We start from the raw sequence: 25,610 nt of genomic DNA, 5'->3' as shown, positions 1-25,610 counted from the left end.
ATCACGTGCTTTGAGTATAAAAAAGTTATAAGGTTTTTAAATATGAACTAAATTTGGATGAATCCAAAAAAAATCCCGACTTTTGCAACCCTCCCAATAATCCCGATTATTCATGAAACTTTGTATTGCCGAAAAACCCAGCGTTGCCAGAGATATTGCCAAAGTATTGGGCGCAACTATGCCTAAACAAGGCTATATGGAAGGAAACGGCTATTGTGTGACATGGACTTTCGGACATCTTTGTACCCTAAAAGAACCTCACGACTACGGTCCGCAATACAAATCCTGGAATTTGTTTTTACTGCCGATTATTCCCCAAAGTTTTGGAATCAAATTAATACCGAATAAAGGTGTTGAAAATCAGTTTAAAGTAATCGAAAGATTGGTAGCCGAATGTGATGAGGTCATCAATTGCGGGGATGCCGGTCAAGAGGGAGAACTTATTCAAAGATGGGTTTTGCAGAAAGCAAAATGCGACAAACCTGTACAGCGCTTGTGGATTTCATCATTGACAGAAGAAGCAATTAAAGAAGGTTTTGAAAAATTAAAACCAGCCGAAGATTATAAAAATCTTTATCTCGCAGGAAATGCAAGAGCGATAGGAGACTGGTTGTTGGGTATCAATGCAACGCGACTTTTCACCAAAAAATTTGGCGGAAATAAAGCGGTTTTGTCCATTGGAAGAGTACAGACTCCGACTTTGGCGATGTTGGTTCAGCGTCAGAAAGAAATTGATGCATTTTCAACTGAAGAATATTGGGAACTGAAAACCAAATATCGTGACGTAATTTTCAATGCTGCAATTGACCGTCTCAAAACTTTAGACCGAGCCGAAAAAGGTTTGGAATACCTAAAGGTTAATCCTTTTGAAATTCTTTCATTTGAAATTAAAGAAGGAAAAGAAAAAAATCCAAGACTGTTTGATTTGACCGGACTTCAGGTGGAAGCCAATAAGAAGTTTGGATATTCTGCAGACAGCACTTTAAAATATATTCAGAGTCTTTACGAGAAAAAGCACGTGACCTATCCTCGTGTTGATACAACTTATCTATCAGAAAGCTTGTATCCGAAAATTGGAGGAATCCTTCAAAGTATGGCCATTTACAAAGATTTGATTTCACCTTTGCTGGAACAACCGATTCCAAAATCAAAAGCGGTGTTTGATGACGCAAAAGTGACCGATCACCATGCGATTATTCCGACAGAAATTCCGCCTTCTCCAAATTTAACAAGAGAAGAGAAAATGATTTATGATTTGATTGCGAAGCGTTTTATTGCCGTTTTTTATCCGGAATGTAAAATTTCAAATACTTTGGTTGAAGCTCAGGTTGGAACAATTCCTTTTAAAACAAGTGGAAGACAGGTTCTCGAACCGGGTTGGAGAGCAGTGTATGCTAAAGACGCTAAAGAAGAACCGACTGACAAGGAAAAAGATAAGGAAGAAGAACAGACGATTCCTGAATTTAAAGTTGGGGAAACAGGACCACACGAACCGATGATTCATCAGGGAAAAACTTCGCCACCAAAACCTTATACCGAAGCAACCTTGCTTCGAGCGATGGAAACTGCCGGAAAGCAAGTAGATGACGAAGAACTTCGTGAAATGCTCAAAAATAATGGAATTGGAAGACCTTCAACGCGAGCAAATATTATCGAAACACTTTTCAAGCGAAAGTATATTGAGAAGAAAAGAAAAAATCTGATTGCTACCCAAACCGGAATTCAGTTAATTGATACGATTGAAGACGAATTGCTGAAAAGCCCGGAATTAACAGGGGAGTGGGAATTAAAACTGCGGAAAATTGAAAGTGGAGAATATGAAGCCAATCAGTTCAAAGATGAATTGATACAAATGGTGACCGAACTCACCAAAAAAGTGGTTGACGGAAAAGCAAAAGTTTTCACCTTGCATGAAGAAAAGGAGGAAGTCAAAGAAAAGAAAAAACGTGAGCCGGCTGTAAAAAAAGAATTACAGTCTTGGGAAGAAACACAATGTCCGAAATGCAAATCACACAATTTGATGAAAGGAAAAACCGCAGTCGGATGTTCCGATTTTAAAAACTGCGGCTTTAAAGTTTCATTTGATATTTTCGGTAAAAAACTTTCAGATAAACAATTGATGGATTTAGTTTTAAAAGGAAAAACCTCAAAATTAAAAGGATTCACAACACATCCCGAAAGTTTAACGGAAGGAGTTGTTTCTCTATCACCTGAATTTGTGACAGTTTTAGTATGAGTGAAAAGTAAAAAGAGCCAAGTAAAAAGTAATTTTGCAACTATCAACTATCAACTATCAACTATCAACTATCAACTATCAACTATCAACTATCAACTATTTCAAATAAAGCCTCATTCTCGCTTCATATTCAGGCTTAGTTTTCAATAGCTTCCAAATCTTTTTATCATCGGGATTGCTGATTCTGTAATAAATAATTTTATCTGCGGAATATTTGAAATACGGATGATTTTTCAGCCATTCTTCGGGTGCGTCGACCAAAGTATGTCGCTCAACTTTTGAATTATCGAGTGGAGCAATACTTAATAGTTTTTGAACCAATTCTTTATCAATATTATAGGTCTCCAAAATTTGTTCTTTGGTCATGAATCCGCCCAGTTTTTTTCTGAAACCGATCATTGAACCTGCGCTTTTTTCATCCAACCCAAATTCTAAAAGCTGTTTAAAAGTAATAGAATTCATATCTGTTTTTGAAAAATCAGTTTTCTCCTGTTTGAATTCGGGCTTTTTATCTTCAGCGTTTTTCGCTATTGTAGAAGCGTTTAATTTGATGAAAGGTTTTAATTCTTCAAATTTTTCTGCGGAAATGACAAAGCAGTTTTTAATATCCTCCAAATTTTTAAAACTTCCTTTCAAGTTTTTGTCACGATAATTAACAATCACATTCGCTTGCTTTTCTGAGAATCCTAAAGCCATCCAACCTTGCACATCCAATATATTCGGATCAAAAGAAGTTTGCAGCGTTTTAGATTTGAATGAACTGGATTTTCCGGCATAAGCATTAAAATTGGCAGGAGTTTTTGCCGGAAGAATTAAGTAAGGTTCAAGTTTCGCATAATTTTCTTCATTGATGATAAAGCATTCTTTGAATTTTTCTTTACTCACAAAACTTCCTCCTAGATAATTTTTATATTTTAAAATTGCCGCAGCTTGTTTCTCAGAAAATCCGATGTTTTCCCAATCGACTTGTGAAAGTTGGTCAGGATTAAATTTCCGGGTGATGTTTAAAGATTTCTTCTCATAACTTTTAAAATCTGAATTTCCGGATTTTGCTTCCAAATTGGTTTCAGGCAATAAAATAAAAGAATTGAGCTGGGAATATTTTTCTTCTGAAATTGCATAACATTTCTTGAACTGTTCTTTTGACAGAAATTTTCCGCCGACAATTTTTTTGTATTTTAAAATTGTTGCTGCTTGTTTTTCGGAAAATCCGAGCTTTTGCCATTGATTTTCATCTAAATCGTTTGGATCAAATTCTGAGAATGATTCTAAAGGTAAACTTTCAGAAATGAATGTGACTTCAGGAAAAGGTTTGTCAGATTTGTCTGTGTATTTTTGAAACCCAAGTAGCACAAGCAATAACATTCCGAGAAATGCCATCTTTTGATAGTAATTTTTTTTCATCGTTGTCTATTTATGTTTTGGTTGACTTCGATTTACCGAAATCAGAATACAATAAAGTTATGAATTAATTTAATTCACAAGCTCATAAAATGAAAAAAAAGAATAATTAAATAATTGTTTTACTGTGAATTGTAAGCTGTGATTGCTGTTTGGGGGAAATAGATTTTTTCTGAATTCTTTTCTACAAAAAAATCAGTTAACTTTAATATAATAAAGCCAATATCTTGAAAGTTTTTGAATTGATTGTGAGCGTATTTATATAAAAATAAACTTAAGAACCATTTTTTTTGTGATTGAAAATTTGGAAAATTGACACGACAAAGATTCCAATCAAAGCGGCCATTAAGTAGGTGTTCACATTAAAAATAGCTCCGACAATTATAAGAAATAATGAGATTCCAGCCAGAGTTTTTAAATGTTTTCGGTGTTTTACTTTAATCATTTGACATTACGTTTTTATTCAGAATCTTTTTCTACCAAAGAATCTTTGAGCTTAAGTAATTCAGCTTTTACGAATTCTAAACGGTCAATTAATGTAACCGTTTCAGAAATTTTCGAATTCGTTGTCAGTGCAATTTTAGCTCCGTCAAGCGTATATCCTTTTTCTTTTACCAAATGATAGATGATTTTCAGGTTTTTAATGTCATCGGGAGTGAAGTATCGGTTTCCCTTTTTGTTTTTTTTAGGTTTGATAATAGGGAATTCTTGTTCCCAATATCTTATCAATGAAGCGTTTACGTCGAATGCTTTTGCAACTTCTCCTATCGAATAATACAGTTTGTCGGGTAAATTTGTCTTCATTATAAAATCCTGAAAAATCAAAGATAAATATTTTTTAAGCTTTACTACAAATACACTTTGTAAAATGTGCAGTTTAAGTGTATTTTTGTTCTCTTTCACACTTAATCAATCAGGATGAATTCTATCTCGGTATTGCATATCAATCTTTTTCAGTCAGAGAAAAACGCTCCGGATTTTTATTTTAATACGCTAAGAAATCATTTGGTTTCCAGCCATAAACATATCGAGAAACCACATCGTCATGATTTTTATGTCACCGTTATTTTCACTAAAGGAAGCGGAATTCACGAAATAGATTTTCAAAAATACGAAGTTTCTGCAGGAAGTCTGTTTTTTCTTTCTCCGGGACAGGTTCACAGTTGGGAGCTTTCTCCGGATACTGATGGCTATATTTTCTTTTTTTCTCAGCCTTATTACGAAATGCATTACGTTAATCAAAAGCTGAAAAATTTTCCGTTTTTTAATTCTCCAAGTTTTCCGAGAAAACTTCAGCTTCAATCTGATGAATTGATAAACATGATTCGTCTTTTTGAGGCTATTGGAAGCGAGCATGAGTCTCAGAATGTAATGAAACAAGGATTTATTCTTTCTCTTATTTCTCAAATTTATATTCAGTCGGTAAGAGAGTTTTCTAAAGATGATGAAAAAAGGTCAGCGGGAAGTGTATCTTATTTTAAGCATTATCAGGATTTTGAAAACTTATTGGAAGAACTTTTTACCTCTCAAAAATCAATTGCATATTACGCATCACAAATGAATATCTCGGCAAAGCATCTCAACAGAATTACCCAAACTGTTATGCAGAAAACAGCTTCTGAGATTATTACCGAAAGAGTGATTCTGGAAGCTAAAAGAATGCTCATGTATCTTGATGAAGGCCTTGTGGAAATTGCTTTTAGGTTGGGATATGAAGAGTATTCTTATTTTGCGAGGATGTTCCGTAAAAATTCAGGAATTACACCCTCGCAGTTTATTAAAAGCCATAAACATTGATACTTTTACAAAGTGAGTTTAAAAGGTCCTTCAAAGGTTGTTTCAAAAGTATCTAAAACTTCATTTTTTTCATCTAAAACAACGATGGTTAAATTTTGTTTGGACGATTTTATTTCATTTTCCGGGAAAGCAATGCTAATTGAACCTTTAAGAATTTGGTCGCCTTTTAAAACGATTTTACTCGGTCCTGATGAAATAATTTCAGCATGACTAGGATGCATCACTTTTATGGTAATTACTTTTTTCTCATTAGTTTTATTTAAAAAAGTATAGGTAAAATTATTGATGATTTTTCCGTCTCTCACAAAGAATGTAGACCCCGCGGGTTTTATGAATTTCGCTTCCATAGAACCTCTATCGTTTAATAAAAACCCTAAGAACCCTATCAATAAAGCCAGAAAAATTGTGGTAATGATCATTCTTGAAGTTATTCCAAGTTTTTTTCCGGTTTCAATTTCTGATTCTGTGGCATAACGCACCAATCCGGTTGGTAAACCTACTTTTACCATTACCTCATCACAAGCGTCGATACAGGCAGTGCAGTTGACGCATTCTAGTTGCTGACCGTTTCTGATGTCAATTCCTGTTGGGCAAACCACTACGCATTGTCCGCAATCGATACAGTCACCTTTTCCTGAAGATCTTCTGTCTTCTCCGTTTCTCCATTTAGCACGACCTTCTCCTCTTTTTGTGTCGTAATATACATTGATGGTCTGCTTGTCGATCAACACACCTTGCAGTCTTCCATAAGGACATATCAAGGTACAAACCTGCTCACGCAACCAAGTGAAAACAAAATAAAAGACCAAGGAAAAAGACAGCATTGCCGTAAAATGCAAAGGATTTTCTACCGGACCTTCCTGAATGATTTTAAAAATATTTTCGTACCCGACAATGTACATAAACATAAAGTGGGAGATGATCAATGAAATAATAAAGAAAACAGACCATTTTAGGAGTCTTTTTCTTATTTTTTCAGAATCCCAGCTTTGTCTGTCGAGTTTCATTTGTTTGTTACGGTCGCCTTCGATCCAATATTCTATTTTTCGGAAAACCATTTCCATGAAAACGGTTTGTGGGCATAGCCATCCACAAAATATTCTTCCGAAAACTACGGTGAAGAGCATCACAAAAATGACAGAGATCACCGCTCCTAAAGCTAAAATAAAAAAATCCTGAAGGTAAAATGACTGACCAAGAATAAAGAATTTTCTATCGATAAGATTAATTAGAAGAAACGGGTTGTTGTTAATTTTTAAAAATGGAATTGCGAAAAATAAAGCTAATAAAACATAACTTGTATAATCTCTGTAATTGGTAAACTTACCTTTTGGCTTTCTTGGAAAAACCCATTTTCGTTTTCCTGTATCGTCCATTGTTCCTACAGAATCTCTGAAAGCCTCACCATCACTTCCCGGAATTTTTATATTGCCTTGCTGAATGCTCATCTTTTGAATTTTATTGAATTAAAAGGACTTTTTTAGATAATTAATAGCTCATTTCTGAAATAATTATGAGCCTAAATTTTCCTCATTAAAGATGATACAAAGCTCCTGATTTTAAGGTTCAATAAATAATATTAAACACTTACAGAATAGTACAAAAAGGACATTTCGTTATTTGTAGTTAAACTAAATAAATGATTCTGTAAAATTGGCTAAGCTTTTTACAAATCGTAAATTGTATGCCTTAAATTTATAGAAATGAAAAATATTTTGAATGCAGGTCTTGTTGGTTTGGTTTTGGCATTTCTCAGTTGTAAATCGCCAAATTACAATGCAATGCTTGAAAATACCGAACCAAAATTAATATCAAATCAGTTTTCTTTTACCGAAGGTCCGGCAACAGATAAAACCGGAAATGTTTATTTTACTGATCAGCCCAACGATAAAATTTATTTCTGGGACTGGAAAACCAATAAAGTATCTTTATTTTTAGATAAAACCGGACGGGCTAATGGAACTTATTTCGATGAGAATGATAATTTAATTACCTGTTCAGACAATGAAGGTGAAATTTGGAAAATTGACAAAGACAAATCGATTGAGATTTTATCAAAAGGTTTTGAAGGGAAAAGATTAAATGGACCCAATGACCTTTGGTTAGATGGTAATGGTGGAATTTATTTCACTGACCCTTTGTATAAACGAGAGTATTGGCAAAATTTTAAAGTAGAAATTCCAGAGAAAAATCTGTATTACAGAAATAAAGATGGCAAAATTTCAAAACTTGAAACTTTTGTACAGCCCAATGGAATTATTGGAAGTGTAAAGTTGAAAAAGCTGTATGTTTCAGATATTGATGCAGGAAAAACCTATGTTTATGATATTCTGGGCGACGGAAAATTGTCTGAAAAGAAACTTTTCTGTGAAATGGGATCAGACGGAATGACGCTTGATCAGGATGGAAATCTTTATATTACAGGAGATGGTGTGACTGTTTATAATACCAAAGGTGAAAAAGTTCATCACATTAAAATTCCTGAAGACTGGACAGGAAATGTAACTTTTGGAGGGGAGAAAAACGATATTCTGTTTATTACCGCCTCAAGATCAGTTTACACATTACAAACAAAAACAAAAGGATTGAAGTAGGCTAAGGTTGATCTTTATTAGTATCAACCTTAGCCTCAGCCTCAAATTAATAAGCGACTTCTATTTTTACTTTCTTGCCTTTCAGTTTTTCAGTGCTTAGTTTTTTAAGTAATTCTCTTACTTTATTTCTGGAAACCGCTACGTAAGAAGTGGTATCTTTTACTTCGATCAAACCTACATCTTCTTTCTGCAACTCGCCTTTCTTTATTAAATATCCTACAATATCTACTTTATTGACCTTGTCTTTTTTTCCGGCGCTAATGTAGATTGTCTGGAATGGTGAGTTTCTAGGAACAGTAGAAAATTCGGTTACAGACTCTTCAGGAGTATCTTTTTTGATAAACGGAAACTTTTCACTTTCAGTCATGATCAAATAAACAGAACCTTTTGCATTCATTCTTGCTGTTCTTCCGTTTCTGTGGATAAAAGCATCTTCCATTGTTGGAAGTTGATAATGTACAATCGATTCTATTTCCGGGATGTCAAGACCTCTTGCCGCCAAATCTGTGGTGATCAATACTCTTGCTGTATCGTTTCTGAATTTCAGTAAGGCTCGTTCTCTTTCGTCCTGTTCCATTCCGCCGTGGAAAGTTTCACGGTCAATGCCTTTTTCGCGTAAAAGCTCAGAAATACGGTCTACGGCTTCTCTGTGATTACAGAAAATAAGCATTCTTTTATTTCCAATTTTACAGATGAGATGAAATAGTGTATCTAATTTTTCCTCAGCGGTAGTCATCACCTTTCTTAATTGAATGTCAGGTTTATTATCTCCTAATTTTAAGAAATCAATTACTTTTTCATCTTTTAAACCCGTGAACTTAGGAATTTCATCCATTGATGTTGCAGAAGTAAGCATTCTTTGGTAAAGATTGTACATGTTTTCGATAATGTATTCCATATCATCATGAAAACCAAGCTCTAAAGCTTTGTCAAACTCATCCAAAACCAAGTTTTTTATGGTTTTTACATCAAGATTTTTATTTCTCATATGATAGGCAACTCTTCCCGGAGTACCTATTAAAACTGCCGGAGCCTCTTTAAGATTGTTTACTTCAATTTTTTTATCGTGTCCTCCGTAGCATACAGTCACTTTAAAATCTGTTCCCATCGATTTGAAAACCTGCTCTATCTGTAAAGCTAACTCTCTTGCCGGAACCAAAATCAAAGCCTGAATTCCTGTAGATTCTTTCTTTAAACTTCTAAGAACAGGAAACAAAAAAGCAAGTGTCTTTCCTGAACCGGTTGGTGAAAGTAAAACAACATCGGTGTTGTTTTCTGTAGTTTTGTATGTAGATTTCTGCATCTGATTCATATCCTGAATCTGCAGTTTTTTGTAAATAGATTCTAATTCCATTTTGCAAAGGTAGGGGATTTGGATGAAAATTTATTTTTAAATTAAATGGAAGTATTAGTTGAGGTTATTTGTTAAAAGGAGTAAATGACTATTTGATTATAATTATTTCAGAAGTAAGTCTTCTATACATGAATATTTTATCAAAATTTGTTATAATTTCATTTTTAATATTTACATCGCCTATATAGCTATAAAAATCCCATCCCTCTACTATAAGTAACCACTGCTGATCGCAATTATTATATTTTAATAAAGCCTCATGCTTTTTAGATAAAATTCTATTTAATTCTTTATCAGTAAAATCAGGAACAATTCCAAATTTTGATTCAAAATGTGTTGACTTTTTGAGATTGTCGTTTCTTGTCATACATAGATTTAAGATTCCTTTCGGTAATTTCCTATAGCCTAAAGCAAGAATAGAATCTTTTATTATCATACTTAAATTAGTCCATTCTATATCAAGGTTTTCATAACGAATAGATTCATAAGATTTTAAATTAATAAACTCTTCATTGCAAAACTTTATTAATTTATCGATAACTAACTTTCTTTGATTTTGTTTAATTGGAAATTCATTATCTAATTCAATATCTAAGGTAAATTTAAATGGAATGTAACCCGCAAGCTTTTCGACTACATCATTATTGAATTTGATTTGGAATTCACTTTTCCCCATCATATTTTGATCATAAATACATTCAGTCAATTCAATCCCAATAACATCTGAATTTTCCGATGTAAAAATTATATCGGGTTTGTCACTGAAGTCAGGAATTCCTTTAGGCATATTTTTATAAGTTTCCTGAAATCTCTCAAAAATGTATTTTTCTTCAGTTTTGGTCATAAATAATATTGAAATTTTACGAAATAGCTAATAGTTTTAATTTTGTTAATGCTGCAGATATCAAATTTCTGAATTTCTTGTTTTAACAATTAAAAATAGATAATAATCCTTAAAAAAATAAAACTGTTTAACATATTTAAAATAATTTAAAGAAATTTGCATAAACTCAAACACTCAAACACTCAAACACTCAAACACTCAAACACTCAACATGACTCGCGAAAAAACAAAACTCATGACCGATAGTTTCGCTCGTTCTGAAACTTTAAAGTTCTATAAAGCCGAATTATTAGAAATAAATACCGATTTTGTTTCGATTAAAATTCCTAAAATGGAATTAATGACGAGAAAAGCGGGGATGTTCAACGGGGCAATGATTGCTTCTTTGGTTGATGTTTCTTCAGGATATGCCGCGGTAAGTCATTACGAAGAAGATTGCTATGTAGTAACGGTGGAGTTGAAGGTTAATTATCTTCGTCCTGCAATGGGTGATGCATTGGTTTCAAAAGCTTATGTAGTGAAAGGAGGTTCTAAAATCAGTGTCATCAGAACTGAAATTTATACGGTTGACGAAAACCGTACTTCAGAAAGTCATGTAGCAACCTCTTTGGTAACAATGATGAAAATTAAATAGATTTACAGCAAAGAAAACTTAGTATTCATCATCAATTGAATGTGATTGGAATAAGTTTTGTTTATAAAGACCGATAATATAAAAATTAAATACTATGAACTTAATCATTCGACTATTGATTACGGCTATTGTAGCTTTTTTACTCACCAAAATTTTACCGGGTGTGCATTTTGACGGTTTTTCAACGGCAATTATTTTTGCAATTGTTTTAGGACTTTTAAATCTTATTGTAAAACCTGTTTTAAGTCTTTTTGGTTTGCCGCTTACAATTATTACTTTGGGCTTTTTTGCTTTGGTAATTAATGCTATTATTATTCTTATCGCAGATTATTTTATAGATAGTATGATGGTAGATGGTTTTTGGTGGGCGTTTATTTTTAGCATAGCGCTTTCTATAGTGACATCGCTTGCCAATTCGATGTTTTCAGATGGAGATTAATTAAATTAAATTCTTAAAAATAAAAAAGTGGAAATTCAAAAGATTTCCACTTTTTTTATGAGATAGAGTATTCTTAAGATTTAAAAATGAATATTGTGGAGATTGTGTGGTAATTTGAAATGAAGATAATGCTTTGATATCCGATTATTATTATAGTATTAATTAATTTTTAATAATTCATAAATAATTAAAAATTGGTAAGTATTTTGTATTTAAAAATTAATATTTTTAAAATATATTTATTAGTAAATTGTTTTTGATTAATTAATAATTTATTTACACCAAATTTCCATGACAAAATATTTACAGATTTACCTACTGTTGATCAGTTGTTATGCCTTTTCTCAGGCTCCCATCAATGTAAAAGTAAAAGACGCTTTTGGGAATGAAAATTTTCATGTAACATGTACCAATGATCTTGATGCCAATGGCTGTATTCCGCTTCATGTAGAATACCCGGAGCTGAAACAATCCACAACATACCAACTTACCCAAGGAACGTATAATCCGCCCATTCCGATGAACCAAGGAACTGCGCTGAATGCTAATTTTGATGATATATTTACACCAAAAATAGATTTACCATTTAAATTTTGTTTTTTCAATCAGTATTTTGATGCTATCGTTATTGGCTCAAACGGGATGGTTACTTTCGATTTAAGTCAACAGGGAAATATTAATTACCCTAATGTTCTTTGGCAAAATCCCAATACCGGTTTGCCTAAGAATTCTATTTTCGGGGTGTATCATGATATGGTGTTTTCTGCTGCAGACGCATCAGAGATTTACTATTCTACAGTAGGAACGGCGCCTTACCGAAAATTTGTCATCAGTTATTATGATGGAAGAGTTGCAGGATGTACCGACCGTTCTTCGTCACAAATTGTTTTGCATGAAACTACAAATGTTGTAGAAGTTTTTGTCGACAAAAAATTGACACCGTGCCCAACCAGAAAGTTTGAAAATGCTTTGATTGGAATTATAAATGATACAGGAGCTCTAGGATATTCTCCACCCTCAAGAAATACTGGAAATTGGCAGGCATTACAGGAATCTTGGAAGTTTACGCCCAATGGAAGTGCAATTCAGCCAACGGTAACGTGGACTAATTCTTCGGGGCAAACTGTAGCATCAGGAATTCAAGCTACTTTGTGCCCTACTCAGAATGAAGTGTATACCGCCAATGTTGTTTTTGATATTTGTGGAAATAGTAATTTGACATTATCTGATGATTTCACTCTTGATTTTGATCCTTCTTATCCTATTTCAAGAAATCATACCCAGAATTTTTGTGGAAATGCCCCGATTCAACTTAATTTAAATGATTTTAAACCCAATGTAACTTCACAAAATCCTGCAAATTTTAACTTTACTTTTCATCAATCTTTAGCTGATGCGCAGAATAATCAAAACAGTATTTCTACAAATTATACCCTAAATGCCAATAAGGTTTTATACGTAAGAATTCAGAATCCCAATGTTCCCGGATGTTTCAGAATAGCGGTTCTTACATTGAACTTCCTTACCAAAACTCTTTTAACAAATACGATTTCGCTTTGTGATACCAATAATGATGATATCGAGCAAAACTATGATTTAAGTTTCTTAAACAGTCAGCTTTTTCCTGCAGGAACATCTGGATTTTCATATTATCTCTCTCAGTCGAATGCTCAAAACAATACGAATGCTGTAACGACGGCAAATATTACCACGAGCACTACGCTTTGGGTGAGAATACAAGATGCAACGTGTACTTATATTCTTGGGCCCGTAAGTTTTACTTTTAAAACAGGAGTTAATGCTAATTCGCCGATTAATTTTCCATACACCATGTGTGATATTAATGCAGATAATAATGAACCATTTGATTTCGCTTTAAATATTGGGCCTTTAATTACGACACAGCCAGGAGCTGTTTTTACAGCGTATCAAACCTTTGCAGATGCTTACAATAATTCCGGAACGGTGGTGGGAACAATTAAGGAAGGGCAGTACACGGTTTATATAAGGGTTCAAATTCCGGGAGGATGTTTTGCGGTGGTTCCCGTCAATCTGAATATTACTTTTACAAAGATTCTGGTTAATGATAAAAATGAATATATCTGTTTCAACGGAACCGATGATATTACCGTTAATCTCCAAACGTTGTCTGCCAATATGCTTATTGCTCCGGCAACAGTACCTGTTATAAAGTTTTACGATAATTATTCGGCTGCATTAGACGGAGCAGGTTCTATTTCACCCATTCAAACCATTACAGAAAATGGCAACTTTGTAAGCAAGACTTTCTATGTTCGATTTGAGGAAAGCGAAACATGTTATACCGTCAAAGCAATCAATGTACATTTGGTTCATCCGGTTATTGTAGATTCTAATTTTACGGTGTGTGATTTTAATAATGATAATGCGGAAGTTGTTCCCTTAGCTCAGTTTTCTGGCGCAATTATCGGAAATCAGAACGCTACGACAACTTTCTATCTAACACAAGCTGAAGCTCAGAACGGTACCAATCCTGTAACGAGTGTAAATGTTGTTGGTACAAGACAGCTTTTCGTGAAGATCAATTCTTACAATTGTACTCAGGTCTATCCGGTGACCATTAGTTTGGTATCAACTCCTGCTGTAAATAATGTTGTGAATATTAACCTTACTAATATTTGCGATAACAATAATGATGGAGTAGAGCTATACAATCTTTTATTAGCTCAACCTCAAATCTACAGTGGTTCGAATGTTACATTTACCTATTATACTTCTTACAATGCGGTAACTCACGTATTTTCTGGTCCCATTGCAAATCCGGCTGAGTTTCCTGTTCAGGGAAGTGCAACGGTTTATGTGAAAGTGAAATTTAATAATAATGAATGCTTTTCTGCATCACAATTGAATATTCAGATGACCTTTTTACCAGTAATTGTGCTAAAGAATGCTGTTTTAAATACGTGTGATGAAGATTTTAATTTAAATGAAACCTTTCAATTAAATGATGCCGTTTCTCAAATGTTTTTAGCTTCTCAGAATACGTATCCGCTTTCTGATATGACGATTACTTATTACAATACTTTAGCAGAAGCCAATGCAGGAGTTCCTTCCACTCAGATTGGGAATAGTATTGTAACAACAGTTTCTACGGTGCAGGTTTGGGCAAGGTTTCAGTCGAAAACGAGCGGTTGCTTTTCAGTTGCGCCAATTGAGTTGAATACATATTTTCCTCCAAAAGCAATTAATTCTACGATAACAGTTTGTGATGATAATCTGGATGGTGTTTATGAAGTCAATCTGATGAATTACACCAATCTTTATGTAGATATTCCGAATACAATCAACACTTTCACGTTTTATCTTACTCAAACTGATGCACAAAACGGAACCAATGCGATTGCAAATCCTCAAAACTTTACCGCAAATCCCTTTCCACAGCAGATTTGGGTGAAAGTGATGAACATTCCGGGTTGTGATGATATCGCAACAATCAATTTCATTATTGGAACTAAAGTGGTGCTCCAAAATTCAGGGCCATTCCTTCTGAACAATGTTTGCGATACCTTAAATGACGGAATAGAAAATGTAGATCTTACCCAATTCCAGTCACAGATTTATTCAGGAGCCAATGTTACATTTACCTATTACTCATCTTTGGCTGATGTAAACTCGGGAAGCAATGCAATCACAAATCCCACAACCTATTCATTCAATCAAAACTTAGGTTTCGATACTGTTTATGTAAAAGTAAGCGTTCCCGGATTTTGTCCTGAAATAGCAACGATTAAAATCTCTCTGAAAAGAGTTCCTATTTTTGAGATTCCTACCCAGTATTTCTGTCCGGATGGAAAATTTAGTTATACTTTAGAAGTAGAAGGATTCAATATTATAAGTTATGTTTGGACAAACCCTTCAGGACAGGTAGTTTCCAACACCGATACAATTACGAATATGAATATGGTAGGAACGTATTCTGTGACGGTGACAGCAGATAACGGATGTTCTTACACGGCGACTTTTGAAGCAAAATATTATGATGTTCCGGTTATTCAGAATATGATCGCGAGCGGTAATACCTATACAATAATAGCTACCGGTTCACAGCCGATCCTCTATTCAATTGACGGAATTAATTGGCAGGCAACAAATGTTTTCTATAATTTACCGACAGGAATTACAACTTTTTACGTAAAATATGTTGAAGGAACATGTATTGTAAAACAGGACGGTGTTATTCTAGATATTAAAAATGCAATTACACCAAACGGAGACGGGCAAAATGATAAATGGATTATCAGAAACCTTCATGTTTTCGGAACCAAAATGACGAATGTAAAAGTATTTGACCGTTATCAATATTTAATTTTCGAGCAAAATACAAATACTCAAATTATTTGGGACGGAACGATTGCCGGAAGACCGATACCTACCTCAAGTTATTGGTACGTCATTACACTTCCGGATGGAAGAACGTTTACAGGATGGGTTTTAGTGAAGAATAATAATTAAAGCTTTAAAAATATTTTAAATAATGAAACCTCGCTGACTTTCAGTGAGGTTTTGTTGTATTTAAATCATTTTGTTTCCAAAGTATTCATACTTCACACAATTAAAAAATATCCCTATCTTTTCATAAACACAAAAATGATGAATGAAATCTTAACAGAAATCAACGGAACTAAAATCCAAAAAAATCATGTTGAAAAGCTTCCGTATAATCCTAACTTAAAAAAACTATTATCCGGAAAACGAAAAGCTGGAATTTTAAGTGAAGTTATTTTTTGGAAAATGGTTCGGGCAAAAACATTTCACAATATAGATTTTGACCGTCAAAGAATTATTGGAAACTATAGTGTAGATTTTTATGTAAAAAATTTAGGATTAGCCATTGAAATTGATGGTTGGAGCCATGATACTAAAGAAATTTACGATGAGGTAAGACAAAAATATCTTGAATCTTTAGGTTTAAAAGTTTTCAGAACCACAGATTTTGATGTTAAAAATAACTTGTCTATTGTAATGAAAGATTTGGAAAAATTTATTATTGAAAATTATGGTTTTTAAATTCCCCTCCTTTGGAGGGGTGGATTAATTTTTTAAGAAAATTAAGACGGGGTGGTAATACAACCAAGCAATAAAATAATGTTCTAAAAAAAATGCTTGCTAAATACCACCCCGTCAAAAATTCTTCCGAATTTTCGCCACCCCTCCAGAGGAGGGGAATTCTATTATATTGGATATTTTCTCACATTAGTTGCACGACTTTTCTAATTTGAATATCTTTAAAACCACAAAAATCTATCAATTATCAACAAATAACGACCAACTATAAATGACTTTCCAAGAACAGATACAACAAGGTATTCCTAATCAATTACCTCAGCCAAAACCATACGAAACCAATATCAATCATGCTCCGAAACGTAAAGAAATCTTAACGGATGAAGAGAAAAAACTCGCTCTGAAAAACGCTTTACGTTATTTCGAACCAAAGTTTCATGCAGAATTAATTCAAGAATTTAAAAAAGAACTCGACGAGTTCGGAAGAATTTATATGTACCGTTTCCGTCCTGATTATGAGATGAAAGCGAGAGATATTGCAGAATATCCCGGAAGATCTGAGCAGGCAAAAGCGATCATGCTGATGATTCAAAACAATCTGGACTATGCAGTGGCTCAACATCCACACGAATTGATTACTTACGGTGGGAATGGTGCGGTTTTCTCCAACTGGGCGCAGTATCTTTTGACGATGAAATATTTGTCTGAAATGACAGACGAACAAACATTGACAATGTATTCAGGGCACCCGATGGGATTATTTCCTTCTCATAAAGACGCACCGAGAGTGGTTGTGACCAACGGAATGATGATCCCGAATTATTCTAAACCGGATGATTGGGAAAAATTTAATGCTTTAGGTGTGACGCAGTACGGACAAATGACGGCAGGATCTTATATGTATATCGGTCCGCAGGGAATTGTTCATGGAACAACGATTACGGTTTTAAATGCTTTCAGGAAAATTAATAAAGAACCAAAAGGAGGTTTGTTTGTTACTTCAGGTTTAGGCGGAATGAGTGGAGCGCAGCCAAAAGCAGGAAATATTGCAGGTTGTGTTACCGTAATCGCGGAAGTGAATCCGAAGATCACCAAGATACGTCATGACCAAGGATGGGTGAATGAGATTCATGAAAATCTTGATGAATTGGTTGCGAGAGTAAGAAAAGCTCAGGAAAATCAAGAAGTGGTTTCTCTGGCTTATCTTGGAAACATCGTTGAAGTTTGGGAAAAATTCGATCAGGGAAATTTAAGAATTGATATCGGTTCAGACCAGACCTCGCTTCACAATCCTTGGGCGGGAGGTTATTACCCGGTTGGACAAAGTTTTGAGGAATCAAACACGATGATGGCAGAAAACCCTGAATTATTCAAAGAAAAAGTTCAGGAAACTTTGAGAAGACACGCTGCAGCAATCAATAAACATACAGAAAAAGGAACCTATTTCTTCGATTACGGAAACGCATTTTTATTGGAAGCTTCAAGAGCCGGAGCTGATGTAATGTCTGAAAATCCAACGTTGGGAAGAGAGTTTAAATGGCCTTCTTATGTTCAGGATATTATGGGGCCGATGTGTTTTGATTATGGTTTTGGGCCGTTCCGTTGGGTTTGTACAAGCGGAAAACCTGAAGATCTGCAGAAAACAGATGAGATCGCGTGTCAGGTTTTAGAAGAAATGATCCAAAATTCTCCTGAAGAGATTCAACAGCAGATGAAGGATAATATTCAGTGGATCAAAGGAGCGCAGGAAAATAAATTGGTGGTCGGTTCACAGGCGAGAATTTTGTATGCCGATGCGGAAGGAAGAATGAAGATCGCTGAAGCTTTCAACAAAGCCATTAAAAATGGAGAGATCGGAGCGGTAGTTTTGGGTAGAGATCATCACGATGTTTCGGGAACGGATTCGCCTTACAGGGAGACTTCCAATATTTATGACGGTTCGAGGTTTACGGCAGATATGGCGATCCACAATGTGATTGGTGACAGTTTCCGTGGAGCAACATGGGTTTCTATTCATAATGGAGGCGGCGTTGGCTGGGGCGAAGTGATCAACGGTGGATTCGGGATGCTATTGGATGGAAGCGATGATGCCGACAGAAGATTAAGATCAATGCTTTTCTGGGACGTCAACAACGGAATTTCCAGACGAAGCTGGGCAAGAAATGAAGGTGCTGTTTTCGCGATTAAAAGAGCAATGGAAGCGGAGCCGAATTTGAAAGTGACGTTGCCGAATTTTGTGGATGAGAGTCTTTTTTAATTTTAGAATTTGAAAATGAGTTAATTTGAAAATGATAAAGCAATCCGTCACTTCGAGTAGCTTTTGAAAAAAAAGCGTATCGAGAAGTTATTGTATTGAAATATAAAAACCTGCCTCACAGCAGGTTTTTATATTTATGATAGCGCGGATCTTTAATCCGTGCTTTATTCTTGCTCACGGATTGCAAATCCGCGAGATCGGGAAAAAATTATCCATATTTTATTCCGATACTTAAAAATAATTCCTACTTTTGGGAGCAATTAATTTTTAACCCAAAATGGTCAACCTATTTTGGAATATGACACAAAAATAGAAATGAAAATGAAAAAAATAGTATTCAGCATAGTAACTGCTCTTGTTTTAATAATATCAATATTCCTTTATATGAACAGGGATAAATTTGTCTATGTAGGTTCAGTAGATATTATTGAAGTCGATTGTAGCAAAAAACGTCAAATCCTGAGCGAAGTTTTAGAAAGTGACCAAAGGATTAGAAAAGCAAATGAACCTATCAAATATGCTAAAGAAGATCATAGGAATCAAGAATTAGTGATTAGCATTATTGAAAAGTGTGGTATGCCAACATTAAAGGAGGTGAATCAAAGACAAATGGATGCAATCTGGTTGGGACTGCAACATAGTACTGAAGAAAAAATCAGAAAAAAATATTTTCCGCAAATAGAGAAAGCGGTTAAAAATGGAGACTTATCTAAAGGACAGTACGCATTGATGAAAGACAGGATTTTAATGGACGAAGGAAAACCTCAAATTTATGGTTCACAAATAAAAAATGGTAAATTGTATAAAGTAGAAAATCCTGCAACGGTGAACAAAAGAAGAAAAGAAATGGGATTGGAACCAATAGAGGATTATTTAAAGTATTTTAATATTCAGTTCAATCCGAATTAACAACACAATATATAATCACGTAGACAACTCCGGTCATAATTAAATGGAGTGTGTCTCTACCCATTGATGCGAGCATCTTGCTCGTATTCACTCAATTTAGTTTAAGACACGAGATTGAAGCTCGCGCCAGCGAAGTATAACGCAGAAATATTCATTTTCAAAAAAACCTTAGAAAGTATGGAAAAACCTGCTGTGAGGCAGGTTTTTTTATTCCATTTATCTATTATTAAATATATTCTTCAAAAATTTCTGACATTTTTGCTTTCCAGTTTTCTGGTAAATCATCCCAGTTATCATCCCACTCCAATGTTTTCTTATATGCTTTATATGGTTTTTCTGAATTTGCTTCATATCCAAGTTCTTCTTCGACATTATTATTCATTAAAATAATTTTTCCATTGCCATCTAAAGCATTTGATATTGGTTCATTATATTTTTCAGCATTTGGTTCAGTAGAATCCAAATCGTGAACAACAATTGGCTTTATATCCATCGATGTTAAATATTTTACTAATCCAATAATAGCAGCTTTACCACGAGCTTTAACAATTTCAAAATCTGATAAAATTTTAAAATATTTAGTTTTATCTAATCGTTTTAGAGTTTCTTTTATTAAAATGTCTTCTGTATCTCCTTCTACAATAACAACTTTTTTTGTAAAAAATATTCTGGCTACATGGCTGTCAATTTTTAAAATCATTTTCACGTAAGACTTATCATCCTCTTGAAGCTTTATAAACTTTTCGGTTACATTAAATATATCGCATTCTACATGATTACCACAATTATATAGCCTATTTAATATTTGCTTTGGTTTACGAGATAAATCAATAATATAAGGAGAGTGTGTTGATGCTATTATTTGGGATGAACTTGAGCTTAATTCATAAATAGCTTCTCTCATTTGATTTGCTGCACTTGGATGTAAGTAAGTTTCTGGCTCTTCAAAACAAACAATTAAGGAGCGTGCATGATCATCTTCTTTTTTTGACAGCCATAATTGCCTGTATCTTAACATTCCAAAAACAGTAGCTCTAATCATTCCAGTACCTTGATTATCAATAGATGTTTTTATATTACTTGACATCTCAACATTGAAAGATGGTTTTAAGCTTGAGGGATTACTCAGACTTGTTGTCGCATGTAATTTAGAATCGGGGAAAACGGTTGATAAAACAGAATTTAGATCAATCATCATTTTTCCAAATTCAGATTCTTCATCTTGCGGATCTAATTCTTTAGCAAGACTATCTAAATGAATTTGTGCATTTTTAAAATTTTCTGAATTTTCTCTAACAGTTTGAAATAGTTCTCCTAAAGTCGTACTAAGAACTCCAGTTCCCGAACCTTGAATCTCATGTAATCCAACATCAACAGGAATTAGTAAAAATCTTGGCAGCATCTTTAAAACATTTCCAGGAATTCCACCTGGATTTTGAAACCATATCTCTTCATCTGAAATATCCCAAATCTCATCGATTTCTTCTAATTTTTCTTTTTGCTTGGCTGTTAAGTTTTTATCTAATTCTGGAAAATAATCATTAATTAATTCAGCATTTATACCTTTATCTATATACTCTTGAGGTTTCTTCAAATCCTTAAATTCATCTTTAATAATCCTAACTTTTGATTTAAATTCAATAACAACATCTTTACCTAGCTCATACGTTTTACGGTAAGTGACAGATAATCCTGTGTCTTCAGAATTTTCATCTACATCATAACTGAAAATTCTACCTTTGAAACCTCTCCAGGTTTTGGCTTCTTCTGGAAGATTTCTAAATTCAGCTTCAATTATAACAACATTAGTATCAACTTTTACTTCGTTGGTTTCTTCATCAATAATTGAATGATAATCAGAACTTGTTAATTGTTTCTTAGCAGATAATAAAGTTTCAATTGCTTTTATTGCAGAACTTTTCCCGCAATTATTTTGCCCAATAAGAAAAGTTGCATCTCCAAAAAGAATATTTACTTCTTTTAATCTTTTATACCCAGAGATTTTTAATGAATAAAGTTTCATATTTATTAGTTTTTAATTTCACTAAATATATAAAAACAATAAAAATTTACATTATGGATTTCCGTAATGTAAAAAACCTTTCTTTCAATATAATGTGTTTATAACCTGCATACATTTTACATTAGTTTAAAACAACTTTGTTTATAACTAAATACAACTTACATTTCGGTAAAACAAGCTTGTTTGTAACCAAATACACTTTACATTTCTTTAAAACAAGGTTATTTGTAATCAAATACAATTGTATTTTGTTTCCAACAATATTGTTTGTGAGTTAATACTAAGTTTTTATATTTGTTTTAAGGATTTAATTAAATTATTAACAACAAAAACATATTTTTACTGATGAAAATTACATTAGTACGTCTGAGTACTAAAGATCTTGCGACTTTGGCTCAGAGAATTATCAGCAACATTCAATTAGGAAAATATCCTGTGATTTCCAACCATCCGCTTACCGCAACTTTGTAGACTTCCTATACCGAATACGATGTGGTCTACACCAAACAGATCTACAGCGGAAAAGGAAAAGATGTTGCCACAGCAGACCACGAAAGGGATGTTGCTTATACCAATCTGAAAGCTTTTCTCAACGGTTATCGAAAGCTTCAGACAGCACCTAATTATCAGTCGGCGGAAGATTTGTACAGCGTTTTCAAAACTTTCGGACTGAACCTCGACCGTTTAAGCTATTCTTCACAATCAGCACAAATGAAAAAGCTAATCGAAGTTTTGGAAAACCAAGAAAATCAGCATAAAATAGCTCTTCTTTCCCTGGATCTTGCTTTTATGGAAATGAAAACAAAGCATGAGGATTTTGAAGCTCTATTTGCATATTAGGCGGAAGCGAATGCCGACCTCCGACAGATGACCAGCGCATCAGCTATTCGCAAAGATTTGGAGAAAAACCTGAAAACCTATCTCAATCTTCTGACCGCAATGAAAGACGTTCCCGATTGGAAACTTCTCTACAGCGATACCAATGAGCTGGTAAAAGCCGCCAAAAATTCGGATATCAAACCGGAGCCACCTCAAGACAATAAATCATAAATCAAAAACTCAGCAATCCTGCTGAGTTTTTTTGTTACACTAATCCCTTTCTCGCCCCGTCAATTCGAGTGTTTTTCTGCAACAAAGTGAAAGAAAAATGTATCGAGAATCAGCGATGTGTTAGCATAATTTGTCATTAGCTGAACAACTTCTCGATACGGTTTTTTTTCAAAAACCTACTCGAAGTGACGATTTTTCAGAAAGGAAATCTCTTTGCTCAAACGTTATCAATGGTCTTTTGCCGCCCCGTCAATTCGAGTGTTTTTCTGCAACAAAGTGAAAGAAAAATGTATCGAGAATCAGGTGATATCTTAGCATAATTTGTCATTAGCTGAACAACTTCTCGATACGGTTTTTTTTCAAAAACCTACTCGAAGTGACGGTTTTTCAGAAAGGAAATCTCTTTGATGAAATCGGTAACTAAATCATAGGTTCGTTATATTTTAAGAGATTGATAAATCTTATTATTTCAAAATACTGCTTTTGCAGCAATTGAGGCTATAGATTTGGAGTTTCATTCACGATAGAAGGGTACAAAAAAAAAGGAGACCAAACTGATTGGTCTCCTTTTCGGTAGTATGTTATTATATTTATAGTTTGTTATTCACATCCGTATAAGTTCCCGTAATAGTTGAAGCTCCGTTTTTGGTAACCGTTCCGTGAATGGTAATAGATGAATTGCTTCCGATAAACTCAATTTTAGATCCTTGGTTGATGGTCAGGTTTCCGAAGATCGTTACATTCCCTTCAATTTTCCATTTGGCATTGCTGTTAAGGATCATGTGTCCGTAAGTCGTCAGATTTCCTTTCAGGTTAAGAAGTGCACCGCTATTGATGTTCAGCGAGTTCCAAGGGTTGCTCTGTGCACCCTGATACAGCTGTCCGTACATATTAAAGGTAGCATTGCTGTTAATATTAACGGCTTGTGAAGCGGTAAGAGCACCACACCATGTCAACACCTGATTAACATTGATCCCCTGAAGACTTTTTGTTCCGAAATATTCAAGAGTCTGCCCAGAATTAACATTCAGCCATTCGCTTCCAGTGTATGCTGCATAACCAGAGCAGTTTACCGCACCACTAGCAGGCGCTACTGTTTTGATGATCTTCAGTCCTCCCGTTCCTGTAGCAACGAAGATATATTCACCTCTACTCACTACGAAGTTAGAAGATCCGGTAAGATCGATGGAACCCATCAGTTTCAAGTCATTATTGTCAGGGGTGTATACATAAATACCTGCACCTCCGTTAGCCACAAATACACGTCCGGAATTTACCGACACCGCGTTGCTTACAATATCCGCAGGGTTTACATTTGGAACCTGGGTAGGTACAGAAAGTTTCTGCAGCTTGGCACCTGTTGATAGATTATATACTCCTACACCGTTGTATCCTTCAGAAACCAATAATTTTCCGTCGATAAAATCGATTGTTCTTTTAGCCTCTGCTACGTCAGATGAGGTAGTGAAAGAAGTAAGAAGATTTAATCCGTTGGCGTCATAAATTTTCACACCTTCGGTACCGCTAAGCACCACGACTTTATTATTGTTAAATCCTAAAGCTCTAAGGTCGCTCAAAGGAATAGATATTTCCACTTGCTGACTTGTTTTGTTAAGCTGTGCCAAAACGCCTGTAGCTCCTGAAACAGCATAATATTTTGAACTGCTTGAAGTAACATCTGTTCCCACTTTCCCAGTCAGAGCGGTTTGTTGAAGAGTATTGGTCAACATACCACCACTAAGCGTCATGCTTCCTACAAAAGCAGGTGTCTGAGCACCTGAAGCATAGATGTCTTTCGCTCCGGCAATGTATAATTTACCATTGTCGTATCGTACCGAACTTACATCGGTATCGGGAAGGATCGCCTGCATTACAAGCTGCGGAGCATTGGGGTTGGTAATATTCAATACTTCAATGGCTCCTAAATAGGTTTCTCCCTCCGTATTATAAGATACATACGCATAGTTTCCTTCTACTGTAACGTGGGTGGCGCGAAGTGTTTTTCCATTATAAACCGGTGGTGCTACTTCTGCTACCAATACCAATGGGAAGTTACCTGCTGTTGTTGTTTTTCCTTCGAAACCCGGCTTCATATCTAGAACCCCTGAATGAGTAAAATCGATCCTTTTGCTCAGAGCATTAACATCAGAACTTAAAATAGGTCCTTTTTCCTGTTCATTCTGAATATCCATGTCATCATTTTTACAAGATACAACAGTTAAAAATGAAAGTGCCGAGAGGTACAGTAAAATTTTTCTCATAGAGATGTTTTTAATATGATTTATTGATGATTTTATATTTTGCAAAGAAATTAATTTTTATTGAAAATACCCAATAAACAAAGCCCTTTTGATAAGTTTGTAAAGTTATTAAAGGCTATAAATTGTTTAAAGAAATATTTTTGCGAATAGATGCTTCTTTATATTTTTAAATATTACTCCCTTATTTTCAACCTTATATTTGTTACAATTTCGTCTTTAAAATATAGTGATAACGATGTAAGGGTGTTTCCAAATTTATCTGATTCTACAGGATAAGACCATGTCATGGAAGCATACATATGGGGTTCATGTCCAAAAAGTTCACGTATTTCTTTTTTGCTTTTCCCAATAGGAATTTTAAATTTGAAAATATCATCAACAAGGGTGTTTCTTTTTTCTGGACGGGTTTTCCAAAGGATACTATCAAATTGATGATTACCAATTTCAAGTAAAAACAATAGCTTTTTTATTAGGTTTGGCATGTTATCTAGTAGTTATTTAATTATTATTTGAAATATCTTGTAAATTCATTAAAAAGTTAATTTTTTAACGATACGCATCATGTTTTATTATAAAGCAGTGGCAGTATAAGTTACTGTTTGTGTATAAGTTCCGGCAGGTTTACCTAAGATATCTGAAGAAGAAGATTTCGATGCAGGAATGGTGTAATCCAAATTCAGTGTTAATGCACTTCCAAGTGGAGCATTTGTAACTAAAGTTTGATCAGTTGCAGATAAAACAACCGCGCTTTTTGTTCCGCCCATTGTT

The 25,610-nt window shown here is 34.4% G+C and carries 20 protein-coding genes and 1 pseudogene; 12 read left to right on the top strand and 9 right to left on the bottom strand.

What is annotated here, in order from left to right; translation table 11 throughout:
- The first annotated feature begins 112 nt into the window (after positions 1-112).
- Positions 113-2,236, top strand: a complete 2,124-nt coding sequence (locus AB671_RS03195; RefSeq protein ID WP_066677686.1) for a type IA DNA topoisomerase — start codon at positions 113-115, stop codon at positions 2,234-2,236.
- A 96-nt stretch (positions 2,237-2,332) separates the two neighbouring features.
- Here AB671_RS03195 and AB671_RS03190 read toward each other — a convergent pair whose 3' ends face one another.
- Together AB671_RS03190 and AB671_RS03185 are read right to left on the bottom strand one after the other, a co-directional pair.
- On the bottom strand, positions 2,333-3,640 hold the full coding sequence (locus tag AB671_RS03190) for a helix-hairpin-helix domain-containing protein (RefSeq protein WP_066677684.1): 1,308 nt from the start codon (positions 3,638-3,640) through the stop codon (positions 2,333-2,335).
- A gap of 456 nt (positions 3,641-4,096) precedes the next feature.
- On the bottom strand, positions 4,097-4,441 hold the full coding sequence (locus tag AB671_RS03185) for a MerR family transcriptional regulator (protein ID WP_066677715.1): 345 nt from the start codon (positions 4,439-4,441) through the stop codon (positions 4,097-4,099).
- Between the two features lie 114 nt (positions 4,442-4,555).
- Here AB671_RS03185 and AB671_RS03180 point away from each other — a divergent pair, with 114 nt between their 5' ends.
- Positions 4,556-5,434 carry an AraC family transcriptional regulator gene (locus tag AB671_RS03180; protein ID WP_066677683.1) on the top strand — a complete coding sequence of 293 codons (879 nt, stop codon included), beginning with the start codon at positions 4,556-4,558 and terminating at the stop codon, positions 5,432-5,434.
- 5 nt (positions 5,435-5,439) lie between these two features.
- Here AB671_RS03180 and ccoG read toward each other — a convergent pair whose 3' ends face one another.
- Positions 5,440-6,882 carry a cytochrome c oxidase accessory protein CcoG gene (gene ccoG / locus AB671_RS03175; protein WP_066677682.1) on the bottom strand — a complete coding sequence of 481 codons (1,443 nt, stop codon included), beginning with the start codon at positions 6,880-6,882 and terminating at the stop codon, positions 5,440-5,442.
- Positions 6,883-7,137: 255 nt separating this feature from the next.
- Between ccoG and AB671_RS03170 the strand changes: the two genes are divergently transcribed.
- Positions 7,138-8,028: an SMP-30/gluconolactonase/LRE family protein gene (locus AB671_RS03170; RefSeq protein WP_066677680.1), complete on the top strand. Its 891-nt coding sequence runs from the start codon at positions 7,138-7,140 to the stop codon at positions 8,026-8,028.
- 46 nt (positions 8,029-8,074) lie between these two features.
- Here AB671_RS03170 and AB671_RS03165 read toward each other — a convergent pair whose 3' ends face one another.
- Together AB671_RS03165 and AB671_RS03160 are read right to left on the bottom strand one after the other, a co-directional pair.
- Positions 8,075-9,382, bottom strand: coding sequence for a DEAD/DEAH box helicase (locus tag AB671_RS03165; protein ID WP_066677679.1), 1,308 nt, complete (start codon positions 9,380-9,382; stop codon positions 8,075-8,077).
- An 88-nt stretch (positions 9,383-9,470) separates the two neighbouring features.
- Positions 9,471-10,226, bottom strand: coding sequence for a hypothetical protein (locus AB671_RS03160; RefSeq protein ID WP_066677678.1), 756 nt, complete (start codon positions 10,224-10,226; stop codon positions 9,471-9,473).
- A gap of 211 nt (positions 10,227-10,437) precedes the next feature.
- Here AB671_RS03160 and AB671_RS03155 point away from each other — a divergent pair, with 211 nt between their 5' ends.
- The 6 genes from AB671_RS03155 to AB671_RS03130 all read left to right on the top strand — a co-directional run bounded on the left by AB671_RS03155 (position 10,438) and on the right by AB671_RS03130 (position 19,508).
- Positions 10,438-10,860, top strand: coding sequence for a PaaI family thioesterase (locus AB671_RS03155; RefSeq protein ID WP_066677677.1), 423 nt, complete (start codon positions 10,438-10,440; stop codon positions 10,858-10,860).
- Between the two features lie 94 nt (positions 10,861-10,954).
- The gene (locus AB671_RS03150; protein ID WP_066677675.1) at positions 10,955-11,299 is read left to right on the top strand and encodes a phage holin family protein; all 345 of its coding nucleotides are present in this window, start codon (positions 10,955-10,957) and stop codon (positions 11,297-11,299) included.
- Positions 11,300-11,590: 291 nt separating this feature from the next.
- Complete coding sequence (locus tag AB671_RS03145; protein ID WP_066677674.1) at positions 11,591-15,790, top strand: T9SS type B sorting domain-containing protein; 4,200 nt, start codon at positions 11,591-11,593, stop codon at positions 15,788-15,790.
- 138 nt (positions 15,791-15,928) lie between these two features.
- Positions 15,929-16,345 (top strand): endonuclease domain-containing protein, encoded by a 417-nt coding sequence (locus AB671_RS03140; RefSeq protein WP_066677714.1) that lies wholly within the window; start codon positions 15,929-15,931, stop codon positions 16,343-16,345.
- Positions 16,346-16,613: 268 nt separating this feature from the next.
- Entirely contained in the window at positions 16,614-18,599 is a 1,986-nt protein-coding gene (locus AB671_RS03135) for a urocanate hydratase (protein ID WP_066677673.1), read from the top strand.
- A 321-nt stretch (positions 18,600-18,920) separates the two neighbouring features.
- On the top strand, positions 18,921-19,508 hold the full coding sequence (locus tag AB671_RS03130; protein ID WP_157444110.1) for a DUF6624 domain-containing protein: 588 nt from the start codon (positions 18,921-18,923) through the stop codon (positions 19,506-19,508).
- Positions 19,509-19,734: 226 nt separating this feature from the next.
- Here the strand turns inward: AB671_RS03130 and AB671_RS03125 are convergent, their stop codons facing one another.
- Positions 19,735-21,531, bottom strand: a complete 1,797-nt coding sequence (locus AB671_RS03125; RefSeq protein WP_066677670.1) for an ATP-dependent nuclease — start codon at positions 21,529-21,531, stop codon at positions 19,735-19,737.
- A 345-nt stretch (positions 21,532-21,876) separates the two neighbouring features.
- Here AB671_RS03125 and AB671_RS22900 point away from each other — a divergent pair, with 345 nt between their 5' ends.
- Genes AB671_RS22900 through AB671_RS22690 form a run of 3 tightly spaced genes read left to right on the top strand, consistent with a single transcriptional unit; the run spans position 21,877 to position 22,581 of the window.
- Positions 21,877-22,002, top strand: a complete 126-nt coding sequence (locus AB671_RS22900; RefSeq protein WP_262484061.1) for a hypothetical protein — start codon at positions 21,877-21,879, stop codon at positions 22,000-22,002.
- 21 nt (positions 22,003-22,023) lie between these two features.
- A complete protein-coding gene (locus tag AB671_RS22695) occupies positions 22,024-22,371 on the top strand; it encodes a DUF6261 family protein (protein ID WP_228390919.1) in 348 nt (115 codons plus the stop codon).
- Between the two features lie 27 nt (positions 22,372-22,398).
- Positions 22,399-22,581, top strand: a complete 183-nt coding sequence (locus AB671_RS22690; protein WP_228390918.1) for a hypothetical protein — start codon at positions 22,399-22,401, stop codon at positions 22,579-22,581.
- A 590-nt stretch (positions 22,582-23,171) separates the two neighbouring features.
- On the opposite strand, the gene AB671_RS03115 is transcribed toward AB671_RS22690, so the two are convergent.
- The 3 genes and pseudogenes from AB671_RS03115 to AB671_RS22440 form a co-directional block, all read right to left on the bottom strand.
- Positions 23,172-24,842, bottom strand: a complete 1,671-nt coding sequence (locus AB671_RS03115; RefSeq protein WP_066677712.1) for a hypothetical protein — start codon at positions 24,840-24,842, stop codon at positions 23,172-23,174.
- Positions 24,843-25,015: 173 nt separating this feature from the next.
- Positions 25,016-25,324, bottom strand: coding sequence for a hypothetical protein (locus AB671_RS03110; RefSeq protein ID WP_066677668.1), 309 nt, complete (start codon positions 25,322-25,324; stop codon positions 25,016-25,018).
- Positions 25,325-25,411: 87 nt separating this feature from the next.
- A pseudogene (locus AB671_RS22440) lies at positions 25,412-25,610 on the bottom strand (peptidoglycan-binding protein LysM); the annotation flags it as partial.

This window comes from Chryseobacterium sp. BGARF1, assembly GCF_001677955.1.
GTDB lineage: Bacteria > Bacteroidota > Bacteroidia > Flavobacteriales > Weeksellaceae > Chryseobacterium.
This window is presented reverse-complemented; position numbering and strand designations above follow the sequence as displayed.

Coding starts and splice junctions, on each gene's coding strand:
- AB671_RS03195 (WP_066677686.1), top strand. CDS start 113: ATGAAACTTTGTATTGCCGAAAAACCCAGCGTTGCCAGAGATATTGCC.
- AB671_RS03190 (WP_066677684.1), bottom strand. CDS start 3,640: ATGAAAAAAAATTACTATCAAAAGATGGCATTTCTCGGAATGTTATTG.
- AB671_RS03185 (WP_066677715.1), bottom strand. CDS start 4,441: ATGAAGACAAATTTACCCGACAAACTGTATTATTCGATAGGAGAAGTT.
- AB671_RS03180 (WP_066677683.1), top strand. CDS start 4,556: ATGAATTCTATCTCGGTATTGCATATCAATCTTTTTCAGTCAGAGAAA.
- ccoG (WP_066677682.1), bottom strand. CDS start 6,882: ATGAGCATTCAGCAAGGCAATATAAAAATTCCGGGAAGTGATGGTGAG.
- AB671_RS03170 (WP_066677680.1), top strand. CDS start 7,138: ATGAAAAATATTTTGAATGCAGGTCTTGTTGGTTTGGTTTTGGCATTT.
- AB671_RS03165 (WP_066677679.1), bottom strand. CDS start 9,382: ATGGAATTAGAATCTATTTACAAAAAACTGCAGATTCAGGATATGAAT.
- AB671_RS03160 (WP_066677678.1), bottom strand. CDS start 10,226: ATGACCAAAACTGAAGAAAAATACATTTTTGAGAGATTTCAGGAAACT.
- AB671_RS03155 (WP_066677677.1), top strand. CDS start 10,438: ATGACTCGCGAAAAAACAAAACTCATGACCGATAGTTTCGCTCGTTCT.
- AB671_RS03150 (WP_066677675.1), top strand. CDS start 10,955: ATGAACTTAATCATTCGACTATTGATTACGGCTATTGTAGCTTTTTTA.
- AB671_RS03145 (WP_066677674.1), top strand. CDS start 11,591: ATGACAAAATATTTACAGATTTACCTACTGTTGATCAGTTGTTATGCC.
- AB671_RS03140 (WP_066677714.1), top strand. CDS start 15,929: ATGAATGAAATCTTAACAGAAATCAACGGAACTAAAATCCAAAAAAAT.
- AB671_RS03135 (WP_066677673.1), top strand. CDS start 16,614: ATGACTTTCCAAGAACAGATACAACAAGGTATTCCTAATCAATTACCT.
- AB671_RS03130 (WP_157444110.1), top strand. CDS start 18,921: ATGAAAAAAATAGTATTCAGCATAGTAACTGCTCTTGTTTTAATAATA.
- AB671_RS03125 (WP_066677670.1), bottom strand. CDS start 21,531: ATGAAACTTTATTCATTAAAAATCTCTGGGTATAAAAGATTAAAAGAA.
- AB671_RS22900 (WP_262484061.1), top strand. CDS start 21,877: ATGAAAATTACATTAGTACGTCTGAGTACTAAAGATCTTGCGACTTTG.
- AB671_RS22690 (WP_228390918.1), top strand. CDS start 22,399: ATGACCAGCGCATCAGCTATTCGCAAAGATTTGGAGAAAAACCTGAAA.
- AB671_RS03115 (WP_066677712.1), bottom strand. CDS start 24,842: ATGAGAAAAATTTTACTGTACCTCTCGGCACTTTCATTTTTAACTGTT.
- AB671_RS03110 (WP_066677668.1), bottom strand. CDS start 25,324: ATGCCAAACCTAATAAAAAAGCTATTGTTTTTACTTGAAATTGGTAAT.